Origin of the sequence: Paracoccus sp. S1E-3 (genome assembly GCF_013868135.1) — a bacterium.
GTDB lineage: Bacteria > Pseudomonadota > Alphaproteobacteria > Rhodobacterales > Rhodobacteraceae > Paracoccus.
In genome coordinates, this window is record NZ_JACEMU010000004.1 from 1,330,631 (window position 1) to 1,343,620 (window position 12,990).

Genomic DNA, 12,990 nt, shown 5'->3' on the forward strand with positions numbered 1-12,990 from the left:
CCCAGTATTGCCGGGCGGCGGCATCTTCTCTATAGCCGTTCCATAACCATCCGGCCCTGAAAGGACGGCGCAATCCATGGCACCCCGGCGCAAGAAGATCTATGAAGGCAAGGCCAAGATCCTGTATGAAGGCACCGAGCCCGGCACCCTGATCCAGTATTTCAAGGATGATGCCACTGCCTTCAACGCCCAGAAAAAGGCGACGATCGAAGGCAAGGGCGTGCTGAACAACCGGCTGTCGGAATTCTTCATGAACGGGCTGACCAATATCGGCGTGCCCAATCACTTCATCCGCCGCATCAACATGCGCGAGCAGCTGATCCGTCAGGTGGAAATCATCCCGCTGGAAGTGATCGTGCGCAATTTCGCCGCCGGCTCGCTGTCCAAGCGCCTCGGGCTGGAGGAAGGCACCCAGCTGCCGCGCCCGATCGTCGAATATTCGTTCAAGAATGACGAACTCGGCGATCCGATGGTGTCCGAGGAATATATCATCGCCTTCGGCTGGGCGTCGCAGCAGGATCTGGACGACATCGTGTCGCTGGCGCTGCGGGTGAACGACTTCCTGTCGGGCGTCTTCTTCGGCGTCGGCATCAAGCTGATCGACTTCAAGATCGAAATCGGCCGGATCTGGGATGGCGATTTCATGCGCCTGATCGTGGCCGACGAAATCAGCCCCGACAGCTGCCGCCTGTGGGACGTCAAGACCGGCCAGAAGCTGGACAAGGACGTGTTCCGCCGCGATCTGGGCAGCCTGACCGACGCCTATACCGAGGTTGCGCGCCGGCTTGGCCTGATGCCGGCAAACGCGACGCCGATGAACAAACCGACCCTGATCAACTGAAGGACCGTCCGATGAAAGCCCGTGTGACCATCATGCTGAAGGACGGCGTTCTGGACCCGCAGGGCGAGGCGATCCGCCATGCGCTTGCCGGTCTCGGCCACAAGGGCGTGGACGGCGTCCGTCAGGGCAAGGTGATCGAGCTGGACCTGACCGCGACTGACCCCGACGCCGCCACGGCCGAGGTCACCCGCATGTGCGAAAGCCTGCTGGCGAATACGGTGATCGAGAAATATTCGGTCGAGATCGTATAACGACACCATGACGTCGCGGCTTGCGCCGCGACGATCTATCATTTTATGCTGCCTTCGCGGGGGCTAGTTCGGCAATTTCTCTATGCGTTTAAGTTCGTACAGGTTTAGTTTATGCGTTTTGATAGGGAATTTCTCGACAGCCTCACCGCCAGCCGTGGTCAGCAATTTGACCTGCTTATGGTGGAACGCTTGGCTGCGCGCTATGGCACCTCAGAAGGTGTGAGCGACGGGGACCAGCTTGAATAGGTCACGCAGAACCGGCTTCGCCTTGAAAAGACAGGCGTCATATCGCAGCGACACCTGACTGATCATCTAGAAATCATGGTGCGGCACGGTACAGCCGTGGTCGATCAGCCCTATTATCGTAAGGCTATGGCGAAGCGCTTTTGGTCGCAGGAAGAAAAGGCCTGGCGTTTGCGGCGGCATTACCTGGGCAGGATACAGAGCGGGACGGCAGATGGATGATCTGAGCACGACACGCGCCGCTTGCGATCCTGTTGCGGGTTGCGAATGCAGCTGCGAACGCGGCTGGCAAGATGTTCAGGACGAAGTCAATCGCGCCCTCGACAGCGCCGACCCGTTGGAGCGGAACCGGCGAATCACTAAGGCATATAATGATCTCGCCAAGGCCGATTCGCGCAATCTTTGGGTTAAACTGGCGAGCTATGTTTCCATACAGGGCGGCTGCGCCATGCAGCGCGTGCAGTCATGGTATTCGGTCTATCCGCCGGGCCGCTGGGTCATCAACAAGCCAGCGGCGCTTGAGGCTTTAGCCGCCGCAAACAGTACGATTTTCTCCAGTATATACCCGGTGATGCGTTTCGCGCAGAAATGTGGAGCGGCGCAATTGAGAAAATGTGTCGAAAGCGGTGCCTTTACCGTCGACAGTCAACTACTTGTCGCGATGGATAATATTGAATCGGGTGAACTCGGCGCGGCGGCTGACATCATCGCAAGATACGAGCAGGTCAAGATCGTACAGCCGGTCTATGAAAAATATGCAGGAGGCTTTAATGGTCTCATGCGGGGAGAGGCAATGTTGCCGGGCGATCAGACCAGCATTCCCATATCGAAGGAATGTACACACGATTCTGACATGCTCGTTGATATCGGCGATCTCGATATCACTAACCCTGAGGATCGCGTTCAATACTATGGCAGACTCATGCGCAGGATGTTGCAACAGGATTCGTCTGCGCGCGGCGGCCGGAACGGTGGTGGAGGGGCAAGTGGCTCATGGTGAACATGTTTGGCGCCGCGTTCCTGCTGGCAATACCCGTAATACTGCTGAACACACAGAAGACGATGGGGGAAACCATGACTGAGAACAAGCGGCGAGTGGTTTCTGTCGCAATTATGCAGCCGGTGAATGAATTTCTGGCGCAGCAGACAATGGCTTATTATAGAGATCAGGCGCGCGGCGAGGATTACACGGATCATTCGCCATTTTACCTGACGGAATTTGCCTCGGACGAAAAACGCAGCCCCACGATGACCGGCGGCCCGATCATCCTTCGATATGCATCACCGCGCTGCGGTTTCGACCTTCCCGCCGGGCGGCAGTTCATGGCGGGAATGTATGGACCGGTCATTGATAGCGCCTCATTGATTTTTCCAATGGAGCCGATGTCATGGGACGAAATGCAGGTCATGATGCGCGACATTGTGACCACCTTCGATACGGCTGGCTGGGCACGGACAGGCCGGAAAATTCCCGGCACCATTACCCCAGAAGATTTTGGCACCGACACCGGACCCAAACAGGCGCTTGTCGGTCAATGGACAGAGTGTAATGACGGTCCCGCCTTTGCAGAGGTCACAATTCAGCATTACAACTCTCAATCCAGTGGTAGCTTCATCCCGCCTGCCGTTCTCAGCCCGCCCATCGGCGATGATGCGGAGGATCGGTTCCTGATCTATGCGAGCTTCAGCGTTGCTTCTGCCGAGCTGAGAAAGTCGATCGGCGCTCTGGCCATGGCGCGCAGGGAAGCGGAAGGCATTGACCCGGCATATGAAAACCTACCGGCCCGGATATGGCTGGACGATCCTGATTGGCGTCCGGCCGGTTGGGTCGGGGGTTTCTAGGCCATTGAACACACGAATGCTCGCCGCGATATAACGCGACTCCCAGAAGCGAAAATAGAACCCTCATCCGGTCTCGTCCTGAATTCGAGTGAACTTTCTGAAATATCGCCACATCTGCTCGAATGTGGCTGATGTTCTTAGAAATATTCCGCATTCGCGATGCCACAGACCACCCAACCCCTCCTCGCCGGTAAACAAGCGGCGGGTCAAACCGCTTTGGGCCTCAATCCCCACCAGCAAGGGAGCCACATCCTTCAGCGACTCGCCGGTGTCATTTAAGAATAGGCACTCGTGTCTGAGATTGCTGACCTCCAACACTTCAATGAGGTGGGGCACCTTCGCGGCATCAAGAACCGCATAGGTAAATTTTGGCAGATCGCCGCCCGATTCCTCTGCCGTATACCAGTCCTCAGCATTCATAGCCTCGGGACTGTCGAACAGCGGACCTCTTATCTGATCCGGACAGTACTTCTTATCACCTTCACCAAACTGACTAGTGAGCGGTGTGAAATCCTGAAATTTCTTAAGATAAACAACATATTAAGGCAGAACTCACGCCCGGGCAGCAACGTCTAATTGCGGGAAAACCAGCATTGGCCTCCCATGATCATAGCAGACGCTGCGCTGGAATCTACGTCCTCAGAAATCGAACAGATCGCTCAGGAAGCTGTCGCGCTTCTTGCGCTTGCCCTTGTAATGGTGGTCATCGTCATAACGGCGCCGGTCATCGTAATGCGAACGGTCGTCATAGCGGGGACGGTCGTCATAACGCGGCTCGCGCCGGTCCTGATATTGCGGCTGCTGGTATTGCGGCCGCGGCGGCGCCTGATTGAATGCGGCGGGCTGCGCCTCCAGCGGCGTCAACTGCACGGCCGGGGTGCCGGTGCCGATGCTTTTCTCGATGATCTTGTCCAGTTCGCCCCGATCCAGCCATACGCCGCGACATTTGGGGCAATAGTCGATCTCGACCCCATCGCGTTGGGTCATCAGCAGGGTCTCGTCATCGACCGGACATTTCATCGCAGGCTCCTTGGCAAATCATGTGCTTTCTCAACATGGGTCGCCCCGGCACGAAGGCAAGGTCGCGGCGGCGGCAAATTGTCGCAGCCGGCGCGATGTTGCTGGTGCAGGCGCGCAGGCCATAGCCCGCAATGTGTTGCGGGCCGAGTGCCACACCCTTATCACTCGGGGTCGTGCCCCAGATGCAAAGGACCCCGCCATGACCCGCGCCCTGAAATCCGACCGCAAAGGCCCCGAGAAAGCCGCCCGCGTCGTCGTCTTCCTGCATGGCTATGGCGCCGATGGGGCCGACCTGCTGGGGCTGGCCGACCTGCTGGGCCAATACCTGCCCGACACCGCCTTTTACGCCCCTGATGCGCCGGAACCCAGCAGCGGCAATCCATTTGGGCGCCAGTGGTTCCCGATCCCCTGGCTGGACGGCTCCAGCGAGGAACAGGCGCGGGCCTCGATGGCGCAATCGGTGCAGGATCTGAACGCCTTTCTCGACAAGGTCATCGCGGATGAGGGGATCACGCCGGATCAGCTGGCGGTGGTCGGCTTCTCGCAGGGCACAATGATGGCACTGCATGTGCTGCCCCGCCGCGACAAGCCGGTGGCGGGGATCGTCGGCATCTCGGGTCGGTTGCTGGTGCCCGAACTTCTGGCCGCCGAGGCCCGCGTCAAGCCGCCGGTTCTGCTGATCCATGGCGACGAGGACCCGGTGGTGCCCTTTGCCGATCTGGCCCTCGCCGCAGATGCGCTGGCGGCCGCTGGGTTCGAGGTCTTCACCTATGTGATGAAGGGCACCGGTCACGGGATTTCGCAGGACGGGCTGGGGGCGACCCTGCAATTCCTGCGCGACCGCCTGAACGCCTGAACTTCCGAGCGGCCACGCGCCTGTCGCGCGGCACGGCCGTCAAACGACAGATCAGTTGCGGCCAATCCGGGCGCCCAGCACTGCGGCCTGATCGACCAGTGCCTCGCCGCGGCCGGAGGCGCCGGGCAGCGCCGCCGCGGCATTGCCGTCCGACGCGGCAGGGCGCCCCTTTGACAGCGCCTCCATCGCGGCGACCAGTTCGGCCTGCATCTGGCGCAGCACCGCCGCCACATCGGCGCGTGCGCCGCTGATTGCCACCTTCAAACCCGCCGCAGCGCCACGCAATTCGGCCATCCGCGCCTCGGCTGCGGCGGCGGCGGCCGCCGCAGCCGCCTCCTCCGGCGCCGCCGCGCCAGCGCCACCCGGCGACATGCGCAGCCCGGCCGCCGCCCCCGACAGCCGCGTGTCCAGCTCCTGCAGGCCGGCCATGCGTCCGGTCATCCGCCGCCGCACACGCACCGCCGCATAGCCCGCTTCCAGCGGGTTGATGTCGCCCATGCGGTCAATCGCGGGCACGAAACGGCTGATGCCTTCGGCAGGGGCGGTGGCACCGTCGGGCGCTGGGGTAACGCGGGGCGGCGCTGGTTCGGTCGGGAGGGTTACTGTCTGAGTCAGCGGGTCCAAGCGGGTCATCGCAACCTCCGATCCTTTCTCCCCCACGATAGCCACGGTCCCCCGGAACACCGAGCAGATAATGTCTAAAATCGCGCGCATCGCCGCGTTGTCATGCCGATGTCACCTGCTGGCGCTAGGCATTCGCCATATTCTGGGACTTGCCTGATCCCGACCGCGAGATATAGTCGGCTGAAGGCGAACCGGTTCATCACCGGAAGGGCGGGGTTGCGAATGCTCGACGACCACCATCACGCGGAATTTCGGACGCAGTTCGTGCGCGAACCGGCGGCGTTGCGGCGCTTTCCGGCGCTGGTGCTGAACGCCGATTACCGGCCGTTGTCCTATTATCCGCTGTCGCTCTGGCCCTGGCAGGAGGCGATCAAGGCGGTCTTCCTCGACAGGGTCAGTATCCTCGCCGAATATGACGAGGAGGTGCGCAGTCAGCGACAGGCGTTCCGAATCCCCTCGGTGGTGGTGCTGAAAGATTATGTCAAACCTCAGAAGCGCGTGGCATTCACGCGCTTCAATCTTTTTCTGCGGGATGGTTTCGAATGCCAGTACTGCGGATCAAAGGGCGATCTGACCTTCGATCACGTGGTGCCCCGATCCCGCGGCGGGGTGACCAGCTGGGAAAATGTGGTTGCGGCCTGCTCGCCCTGCAATCTGCGCAAGGCCAACCGCTCGCTGCGCCATTCGGGGCTGAGCCTGCGGCGCGCGCCGCGACAGCCCTCGCCTCAGGACATGCACAGCATGGGCCGACGTTTTCCGCCAAACCACCTGCACCAGACCTGGATGGATTTTCTGTATTGGGACGCCGAGCTGGAAAGCTGACGCCTCCTTTAAGCCGCCTCAGTGCTGGCTGTCGTGCCGGGTGTAATGAACCACGGCTGCGGCAATCAACGCCGCCAGCGCCAGCGCCACGATCGGCACCCCGTTCGACAGGCTGACCCAAAGCGTTGCGGCCGCCGCCACGATCACAGCGGCCATCAGCCAGAGAAATTGCGGAAGTGGCATGATGCGGTCCCCCTTACACCCCCAATATGGGACCGCAAAACACGATTCGGAACCCCTCGATGACGCCTGAAGCGGAAACTGGATTACGTTCCTATTTTGTTCTACCCTGTCCAGATGTTGCCGCCCCGTAACCCCGATGAGATCCTGAAAGCGCGCGGTGCCGATACCCGGCCGGCGAACCGCTTCGACCGTCTGGCGACCATCCGCGAACATGACGGCTGGGATATCCCCGAGGAAACCCACCTGCTGCGGACCGAGGTGACAGACGAAACCCCGCGCACGATCATCACCCGCAACACCTCGCCCGATGTGCATTTCGACCGCTCGATCAACCCCTATCGCGGTTGCGAGCATGGCTGCATCTACTGCTTCGCCCGGCCCAGCCACGCCTATTGGGGCCTGTCTCCGGGACTGGATTTTGAAACCAGGATCACGGCCAAGCCAGAGGCGGCGCGCCTGCTGGCCGCCGAAATCGCCAAGCCGCGCTACAAAGTCGCGCCCATCGCCTTCGGCACCAATACCGACCCCTATCAGCCGATCGAGGCCAAGCGTCGGATCATGCCCGGCCTGTGGCAGGTGCTGCTGGACTGGAACCACCCTGCCAGTCTGGTGACGCGCGGCCAGACGGTGCTGCGCGACCTGCCGCTTCTGGCGGAAATGGCGGCGCGCCGGCTGATCCATGTGGGCGTTTCCATCACCACGCTGGATGCGGATCTGGCGCGCGCGCTCGAACCGCGCGCGCCCGCGCCTGCCACCCGGCTGCGGATGATCCGCGAGATGGCGGCGGCGGGCATTCAGGTCCGCGTCATGGTCGCCCCCGTCATCCCGGTCCTGACCGAGCCCGAGCTGGAGCGCATCATGACCGCCGCGCGCGAGGCCGGGGCGACCCATGCAAGTTCCATCCCCCTGCGCCTGCCGAACGAGGTCGCGCCCCTGTTCCGCGACTGGCTGGACCGCCACCGGCCCGATGCCGCAAAGCATGTGATGAACCGGGTGCAGGCGATGCGCGGCGGCCGCGACAATGATCCGCGCTTCGGCAACCGGATGCGCGGCGAGGGGATCGAGGCCGAGCTCCTGCGCAAGCGTTTCCGGCTGGCGAAGAAGCGGCTGGGTTATGCCGAAACGACCCCGCCGTTGGACTGTTCGCGCTTCGGGCCGCCGCCCCGTGCGGGCGATCAGCTGTCGCTGTTCTGACCGCCCAGGGGTCCGGGGCGACGCTCCTCGGACAGCAGCACATTGGCCTCGACCTGCCCGAGGCCCGGCAGCGTCATGATCCGGCGGCGCAGGATGCGTTCGAAATCGGCAATGTCGCGGGCGACGATGCGCAGGCGATAGTCAAACTGGCCAAGGACGTGCTGAACCAGCTGAACCTCGGGAATGGCGGTCACCGCGCGCTCGAATTCCTCGAGGCTGGTGCGGCCCTTGGTCGCCAGCCGGATGCCCAGAAACACGGTGACCCCAAAACCCACAGCGGCATTGTCCAGCACCACGTGCTGCCCGGCGATGACGCCTTCCTCCTGCATCCGCCTGATCCGCCGCCAGGTCGCGGGTTGGGTCATGTTCAGCGCCCGCCCGATCTCGGCCGCGCCTTGGGTTGCGTCCCGCGACAGCAGCCGCAGGATCGCCAGATCGGTCGCGTCGGGTGTGAAGCTCATAGCGGCAACTCGACGCTGTTCTTGATGGTCGAGACCAGCATCAGCGCCTCACTCGTCTCGACCTGAGGCAGCGTCAGGATGCGTTCGCGATACAGCTGCTGCCAATGCGCCATATCCCGCGCGATCACCGACAGACGGAAATCGACACTGCCCAGAAATGTCTGGATCTCGATGACCTCAGGCACCGCGCGGGCGGCGGCGGTGAATTCGTCGAAGGCGCGCGGATTGGTCTTGTCGAGGGTGAAGCGCAGGCTGACCTCGACCTCATAACCCAGCTTGCGCCAGTCGATGCGGGCTTCCTGCGCAACGATGGCACCGCTGGCGCGCAGCTTTTCCAGCCGTCGCCACAGGGTTGCGGGCGTGACGCCTGCGCGTTCGGCAAGGCGCGCGGCGGGCTGATCGGGGTCGGCCAGAAGCTGACGCAGGATTCGGCGGTCGGTGGCGTCGGGCATGATAATCGCAAATTATTTCTAGGTTCGGCATGATTTTTTCAACTTTAGCGTAAATACTGAGATGATTGAACGAATCACCCGCATAATTTTTCGTATCAACCTTCTCAGACACAATGAAAGGACCGCAGATATGCGCGTTTACTACGACCGCGACGCCGACGTGAACCTGATCAAGGACAAGAAGGTCGCCATTCTCGGCTACGGCTCTCAGGGCCATGCCCACGCGCTGAACCTGCGCGATTCCGGCGCCAAGAACGTCGTCGTGGCGCTGCGCGAAGGCTCGCCCTCGGCCAAGAAGGCCGAAGCCGAAGGCCTGAAGGTCATGGACATCGCCGAGGCCGCCAAATGGGCCGACCTGATCATGTTCACCATGCCCGACGAGCTGCAGGCCGAAACCTACAAGAAATACGTCCATGACAACCTGCGCGAAGGCGCCGCCATCGCGTTCGCCCACGGTTTGAACGTGCATTTCGGCCTGATCGAGCCGAAGCCGGGCGTCGATGTCATCATGATGGCCCCCAAGGGTCCGGGCCATACCGTGCGCGGCGAATATCTGAAAGGCGGCGGCGTGCCCTGTCTGGTGGCGGTCCATCAGGACGCCTCGGGCAAGGCGATGGATCTGGCGCTCAGCTATTGCTCGGCCATCGGCGGCGGCCGTTCGGGCATCATCGAGACCAACTTCCGCGAGGAATGCGAGACTGACCTGTTCGGCGAGCAGGCCGTGCTGTGCGGCGGTCTGGTCGAGTTGATCCGCGCCGGCTTCGAGACACTGGTGGAAGCCGGCTACGAACCCGAGATGGCCTATTTCGAATGCCTGCACGAGGTGAAGCTGATCGTCGACCTGATCTATGAAGGCGGCATCGCGAACATGAACTACTCGATCTCGAACACGGCCGAATATGGCGAATACGTGTCCGGCCCGCGCGTCCTGCCTTACGACGAGACCAAGAAGCGCATGAAAGAAGTCCTGACCGACATCCAGACCGGCAAGTTCGTGCGCGACTTCATGCAGGAAAACGCCGTTGGCCAGCCCTTCTTCAAGGCCACCCGCCGCATCAATGACGAGCACCAGATCGAGCAGGTCGGCGCCAAGCTGCGCGAGATGATGCCGTGGATTTCCAAGGGCAAGATGGTGGACAAGGCGCGGAACTGAGTTCTGCGGTTTGAGTAATCAGGAAGGCCCGGGGAAATCCCGGGCCTTTTATATATTACGGCACCGCAACGACATATCATGAAGTTGGTCTAAGGAGTCACAATCAGATCCGCTAGCGTCATCGCGGACTCGAATGACAACGCTTTTCCCAAGATAGTAATTCCACGTTGGCTAGGCAGATCCGTCGCCTCAAACACAAAGTAGCCTTCATACCCCATGTGAGCCGCTCCACAATCTTCGATTGTGCCACGCGAAAGACTCGCGATATGCAAGGAACGTCCGTTTCCTATTTGTTTTGTCGCGAGGAATTCATCCATGCCGAAATCTCCCAGAATTTCTGTGAACGACCTTGCGCTCTTCATGGTGTCGTCAACTACCGGTCAGCTTGGGATTGTAAAGCGGGCGAAAAGCCCGCAGACGCCACCAATCATTCGCTACAAAGATGCCCGACCCGCCATAGTCAGCCATCTTACAGATCCAGGCCGGAACGTGAATCCCCTTATCTCTGCTGAGCAGATGCTTCGGCAGCGGACTGCCGATATGGCTGAGTCGTCGCTTAGGCAAGATGACGCCAAGAAGTCGATTGAGGTTATTCATGCTGTGCAGGGCATGCATAACCAGTTGGCAACATATGAATTCGTCGCAGCGCCATACAAGCAAGAGAAGTTGGTGATCTCTGGGGTCGAGGTGTCAGTCTATGCAGACATGTTGGTGCATGGGGTATCGAAAGGTGTTGATCAGATCGGCGCGGCAGTCCTGAGAATGACGCAGGATGACGCCGCAACATCAGCCGCAATTGAGAAACGGAGGACTATGGGTCTATACGTCGCCACTTTGGCAAGACTTCATGTGGACCAAAACATTGCGTCCAACAGGACCCCAGCAAACCGACTATGTATGTCCATAGATATTCAACATGGCGAAGCATTCGTGGCGCCGAACTCGAACGCCCGCCGCATTGCAGATCTTACAGCCGCTTGCCAAATGATCGCAGCTCTTTGGACGGGAGCGTAAAACTGCCCCAGTCCAGCTGTCGACAGGGCGGAAAGTGAGGTCCACACTTCCGCCCTGTGATCTTCACTCGCTGGATCGCACAAGGTGTATTGTACTTAACGGGGGGCGAGAGCACCTATCCGCCTGCCTCTACCTTATCCTGCGTCCGCAGCTCAAAATCCGACGCGTCATGCCGCTCCCACAGCTGACCTGACGGATCGCCCGAAGTCCGGTTGACCATCAGCCCGCGCTGCACCGCCGGGCGGGCCGCCACCTCATCATTCCAGCGGATCACGTTTTTATAGCTCTGACCGTCCAGGAAGGTCGCGGCGTCGCCGTAGGCGCCGCCGGTGGCGATGCGGCCATACCACGGGAAGATCGCCATATCGGCAATGGAATATTCCGCGCCCGCCATGAAGCGGTTGCCGGCCAGATGGCGGTCCAGCACGTCAAGCTGACGCTTCACCTCCATCGTATAGCGATCGATGGCGTATTTGATCTTCACCGGCGCGTAATGGAAGAAATGCCCGAAGCCGCCGCCAAGAAAGGGCGCGGCGCCCATCTGCCAGAACAGCCAGTTCAGCGCCTGCGTGCGCGGCGCCAGTTCCTTCGGCAGAAACGCCCCGAATTTCTCGGCCAGATAGAGCAGGATCGAACCCGATTCGAACACCCGCAGCGGCGGGCTCACCGAATGGTCCATCAGCGCAGGGATCTTCGAATTCGGGTTCACCTCGACAAAGCCGCTGCCGAACTGGTCGCCATCGCCGATGCGGATCAGCCAGCCGTCGTATTCGGCGCCCGTATGGCCGGCCGCCAGCAACTCCTCCAGCATGATGGTGACCTTCTGCCCGTTCGGCGTGGCCAGCGAATAGAGCTGAAGCGGATGCTTGCCGATGGGGAGCGCCTTGTCATGGGTCGCCCCGGCGATGGGGCGGTTGATGCTGGCGAACTCGCCGCCATTCGGGGCCTCCCATGTCCAGACCTTCGGAGGGATGTATTCTTCGCTCATGGCGTGTCCTGTCCATAACCGGTTGTGTCACACCGAACTGTAGCCGTTCCGGCGCAAAATCAACCCCCAGGCCCGCGCCACAGCCGCCCGTCGATCAGCGCGAGGCCCAGACCGATCAGCACCATGCCGGCGATCTGGCGCGGCAGCAGCGCCTCGGACAGGAAGGCGATGCCCAGCAGGATCGCGCTGATCGGGATCAGGAAGGTGACCAGCAGCAGGTTGGTGGCCCCGGCGGTGGCGAGGATGCGGAAATACAGGAAATAGGCAAAGGCGGTCGAAATCGCGGCCACGCCGATCAGCGCTGCAATCGCATCCCAGCCGGGTGTAGGGAGCGTCCATGGCCGGTCGACGATCAGCACCAGGGGCAGCAGAATGACGCTGGAGGCAATCACCTGCCCCGTCGCGGTAGCCATGGGCGAAACCCCCATCGCCTTGAACCGACGCCCGAAAATTCCCGCGAAGGCGTAGGAGGCCGCACCGGCGAGGATCATCATCTGTGCACCCGGATGACCGCCCAGCCTGCTGAACGTATCGGGTCCGACCATCACCGCCACCCCCAGAAAACCCACGATCACCCCGGCAAGCTTGCCGCGCGTCAGCTTTTCATCCCCTGTCAGCAGGTGGGCGAAGATCACCCCGAACAGCGGCGTGGCCGCGTTCAGGATCGACGCCACACCCGAGGCCACGGATTGCTGCCCGGCCACGATCAGCGAGAACGGGATGACATTGTTCAGCATCCCCATGCCGAAGAAGGCCTGCCAAACCCTGCCGCCGCGGGGCAGGCGCTGCCCGGTCAGGCGCAGCGCCCCCAGCAGGATCACCGCCGCCAGCGCCACCCGGCAGACGACCACGGTAAAGACCGGCAATTGCCGCACGGCGATCTCGTTGAAGAAGAACGACCCGCCCCAGACGACCGAGAGAGTCAGCAGCATCGCCCATTCGCGGGCGGTCATCGAACGGCTGGTGATCTGGGTCATGGCGCGGCTCCATTCCGGGAACAGCCTATGGCTAGCAGCCGGCAAGGACATGCGCAGCCGCAAAACGGG

Annotated in this window: 18 protein-coding genes; 10 read left to right on the plus strand and 8 right to left on the minus strand. The window is 61.4% G+C overall.

The window, feature by feature from the left end:
* Positions 1-76: 76 nt before the first annotated feature.
* The 5 genes from purC (at position 77) to H1S04_RS06645 (ending at position 3,177) form a co-directional block, all read left to right on the plus strand.
* Complete coding sequence (purC, locus tag H1S04_RS06630) at positions 77-841, plus strand: phosphoribosylaminoimidazolesuccinocarboxamide synthase (protein WP_181744723.1); 765 nt, start codon at positions 77-79, stop codon at positions 839-841.
* Between the two features lie 11 nt (positions 842-852).
* Positions 853-1,092: a phosphoribosylformylglycinamidine synthase subunit PurS gene (gene purS / locus H1S04_RS06635; RefSeq protein ID WP_181744724.1), complete on the plus strand. Its 240-nt coding sequence runs from the start codon at positions 853-855 to the stop codon at positions 1,090-1,092.
* A gap of 111 nt (positions 1,093-1,203) precedes the next feature.
* Entirely contained in the window at positions 1,204-1,338 is a 135-nt protein-coding gene (locus tag H1S04_RS18620; protein ID WP_255435464.1) for a hypothetical protein, read from the plus strand.
* Positions 1,339-1,549: 211 nt separating this feature from the next.
* Positions 1,550-2,335, plus strand: coding sequence for a hypothetical protein (locus H1S04_RS06640; protein ID WP_181744725.1), 786 nt, complete (start codon positions 1,550-1,552; stop codon positions 2,333-2,335).
* Between the two features lie 2 nt (positions 2,336-2,337).
* Positions 2,338-3,177, plus strand: a complete 840-nt coding sequence (locus tag H1S04_RS06645) for a hypothetical protein (protein ID WP_181744726.1) — start codon at positions 2,338-2,340, stop codon at positions 3,175-3,177.
* 63 nt (positions 3,178-3,240) lie between these two features.
* On the opposite strand, the gene H1S04_RS06650 is transcribed toward H1S04_RS06645, so the two are convergent.
* Both H1S04_RS06650 and H1S04_RS06655 read right to left on the minus strand, forming a co-directional pair.
* Positions 3,241-3,597, minus strand: coding sequence for a DUF4123 domain-containing protein (locus H1S04_RS06650; protein WP_181744727.1), 357 nt, complete (start codon positions 3,595-3,597; stop codon positions 3,241-3,243).
* Between the two features lie 219 nt (positions 3,598-3,816).
* Positions 3,817-4,197 carry a zf-TFIIB domain-containing protein gene (locus H1S04_RS06655; RefSeq protein ID WP_181744728.1) on the minus strand — a complete coding sequence of 127 codons (381 nt, stop codon included), beginning with the start codon at positions 4,195-4,197 and terminating at the stop codon, positions 3,817-3,819.
* A gap of 199 nt (positions 4,198-4,396) precedes the next feature.
* On the opposite strand from H1S04_RS06655, the gene H1S04_RS06660 reads away from it, so the two are divergent.
* Positions 4,397-5,053, plus strand: coding sequence for an alpha/beta hydrolase (locus tag H1S04_RS06660; RefSeq protein ID WP_181744729.1), 657 nt, complete (start codon positions 4,397-4,399; stop codon positions 5,051-5,053).
* Positions 5,054-5,104: 51 nt separating this feature from the next.
* Here the strand turns inward: H1S04_RS06660 and H1S04_RS06665 are convergent, their stop codons facing one another.
* Positions 5,105-5,686, minus strand: coding sequence for a hypothetical protein (locus tag H1S04_RS06665; RefSeq protein ID WP_181744730.1), 582 nt, complete (start codon positions 5,684-5,686; stop codon positions 5,105-5,107).
* Between the two features lie 213 nt (positions 5,687-5,899).
* Between H1S04_RS06665 and H1S04_RS06670 the strand changes: the two genes are divergently transcribed.
* A complete protein-coding gene (locus tag H1S04_RS06670) occupies positions 5,900-6,499 on the plus strand; it encodes an HNH endonuclease (protein WP_181744731.1) in 600 nt (199 codons plus the stop codon).
* Positions 6,500-6,517: 18 nt separating this feature from the next.
* On the opposite strand, the gene H1S04_RS06675 is transcribed toward H1S04_RS06670, so the two are convergent.
* On the minus strand, positions 6,518-6,682 hold the full coding sequence (locus H1S04_RS06675; protein ID WP_181744732.1) for a hypothetical protein: 165 nt from the start codon (positions 6,680-6,682) through the stop codon (positions 6,518-6,520).
* A 114-nt stretch (positions 6,683-6,796) separates the two neighbouring features.
* On the opposite strand from H1S04_RS06675, the gene H1S04_RS06680 reads away from it, so the two are divergent.
* Positions 6,797-7,876 (plus strand): PA0069 family radical SAM protein, encoded by a 1,080-nt coding sequence (locus H1S04_RS06680; protein ID WP_181744733.1) that lies wholly within the window; start codon positions 6,797-6,799, stop codon positions 7,874-7,876.
* On the opposite strand, the gene H1S04_RS06685 is transcribed toward H1S04_RS06680, so the two are convergent.
* Positions 7,858-8,337 carry an Lrp/AsnC family transcriptional regulator gene (locus H1S04_RS06685; RefSeq protein WP_181744734.1) on the minus strand — a complete coding sequence of 160 codons (480 nt, stop codon included), beginning with the start codon at positions 8,335-8,337 and terminating at the stop codon, positions 7,858-7,860. The genes H1S04_RS06680 and H1S04_RS06685 overlap by 19 nt on opposite strands.
* Positions 8,334-8,789, minus strand: a complete 456-nt coding sequence (locus H1S04_RS06690; protein WP_181744735.1) for an Lrp/AsnC family transcriptional regulator — start codon at positions 8,787-8,789, stop codon at positions 8,334-8,336. The genes H1S04_RS06685 and H1S04_RS06690 overlap by 4 nt, the downstream gene beginning before the upstream one ends.
* A gap of 130 nt (positions 8,790-8,919) precedes the next feature.
* Here H1S04_RS06690 and ilvC point away from each other — a divergent pair, with 130 nt between their 5' ends.
* Both ilvC and H1S04_RS06700 read left to right on the plus strand, forming a co-directional pair.
* Complete coding sequence (gene ilvC, locus H1S04_RS06695) at positions 8,920-9,942, plus strand: ketol-acid reductoisomerase (protein ID WP_181744736.1); 1,023 nt, start codon at positions 8,920-8,922, stop codon at positions 9,940-9,942.
* 315 nt (positions 9,943-10,257) lie between these two features.
* Positions 10,258-10,956: a hypothetical protein gene (locus H1S04_RS06700; protein WP_181744737.1), complete on the plus strand. Its 699-nt coding sequence runs from the start codon at positions 10,258-10,260 to the stop codon at positions 10,954-10,956.
* A gap of 115 nt (positions 10,957-11,071) precedes the next feature.
* Here H1S04_RS06700 and yghU read toward each other — a convergent pair whose 3' ends face one another.
* On the minus strand, positions 11,072-11,944 hold the full coding sequence (yghU, locus tag H1S04_RS06705) for a glutathione-dependent disulfide-bond oxidoreductase (protein ID WP_181744738.1): 873 nt from the start codon (positions 11,942-11,944) through the stop codon (positions 11,072-11,074).
* A gap of 59 nt (positions 11,945-12,003) precedes the next feature.
* The gene (locus tag H1S04_RS06710; protein WP_255435466.1) at positions 12,004-12,921 is read right to left on the minus strand and encodes a DMT family transporter; all 918 of its coding nucleotides are present in this window, start codon (positions 12,919-12,921) and stop codon (positions 12,004-12,006) included.
* Between the last annotated feature and the right edge of the window lie 69 nt (positions 12,922-12,990).

Coding starts and splice junctions, on each gene's coding strand:
- purC (WP_181744723.1), top strand. CDS start 77: ATGGCACCCCGGCGCAAGAAGATCTATGAAGGCAAGGCCAAGATCCTG.
- purS (WP_181744724.1), top strand. CDS start 853: ATGAAAGCCCGTGTGACCATCATGCTGAAGGACGGCGTTCTGGACCCG.
- H1S04_RS18620 (WP_255435464.1), top strand. CDS start 1,204: ATGCGTTTTGATAGGGAATTTCTCGACAGCCTCACCGCCAGCCGTGGT.
- H1S04_RS06640 (WP_181744725.1), top strand. CDS start 1,550: ATGGATGATCTGAGCACGACACGCGCCGCTTGCGATCCTGTTGCGGGT.
- H1S04_RS06645 (WP_181744726.1), top strand. CDS start 2,338: ATGTTTGGCGCCGCGTTCCTGCTGGCAATACCCGTAATACTGCTGAAC.
- H1S04_RS06650 (WP_181744727.1), bottom strand. CDS start 3,597: ATGAATGCTGAGGACTGGTATACGGCAGAGGAATCGGGCGGCGATCTG.
- H1S04_RS06655 (WP_181744728.1), bottom strand. CDS start 4,197: ATGAAATGTCCGGTCGATGACGAGACCCTGCTGATGACCCAACGCGAT.
- H1S04_RS06660 (WP_181744729.1), top strand. CDS start 4,397: ATGACCCGCGCCCTGAAATCCGACCGCAAAGGCCCCGAGAAAGCCGCC.
- H1S04_RS06665 (WP_181744730.1), bottom strand. CDS start 5,686: ATGACCCGCTTGGACCCGCTGACTCAGACAGTAACCCTCCCGACCGAA.
- H1S04_RS06670 (WP_181744731.1), top strand. CDS start 5,900: ATGCTCGACGACCACCATCACGCGGAATTTCGGACGCAGTTCGTGCGC.
- H1S04_RS06675 (WP_181744732.1), bottom strand. CDS start 6,682: ATGCCACTTCCGCAATTTCTCTGGCTGATGGCCGCTGTGATCGTGGCG.
- H1S04_RS06680 (WP_181744733.1), top strand. CDS start 6,797: ATGTTGCCGCCCCGTAACCCCGATGAGATCCTGAAAGCGCGCGGTGCC.
- H1S04_RS06685 (WP_181744734.1), bottom strand. CDS start 8,337: ATGAGCTTCACACCCGACGCGACCGATCTGGCGATCCTGCGGCTGCTG.
- H1S04_RS06690 (WP_181744735.1), bottom strand. CDS start 8,789: ATGCCCGACGCCACCGACCGCCGAATCCTGCGTCAGCTTCTGGCCGAC.
- ilvC (WP_181744736.1), top strand. CDS start 8,920: ATGCGCGTTTACTACGACCGCGACGCCGACGTGAACCTGATCAAGGAC.
- H1S04_RS06700 (WP_181744737.1), top strand. CDS start 10,258: ATGCCGAAATCTCCCAGAATTTCTGTGAACGACCTTGCGCTCTTCATG.
- yghU (WP_181744738.1), bottom strand. CDS start 11,944: ATGAGCGAAGAATACATCCCTCCGAAGGTCTGGACATGGGAGGCCCCG.
- H1S04_RS06710 (WP_255435466.1), bottom strand. CDS start 12,921: ATGACCCAGATCACCAGCCGTTCGATGACCGCCCGCGAATGGGCGATG.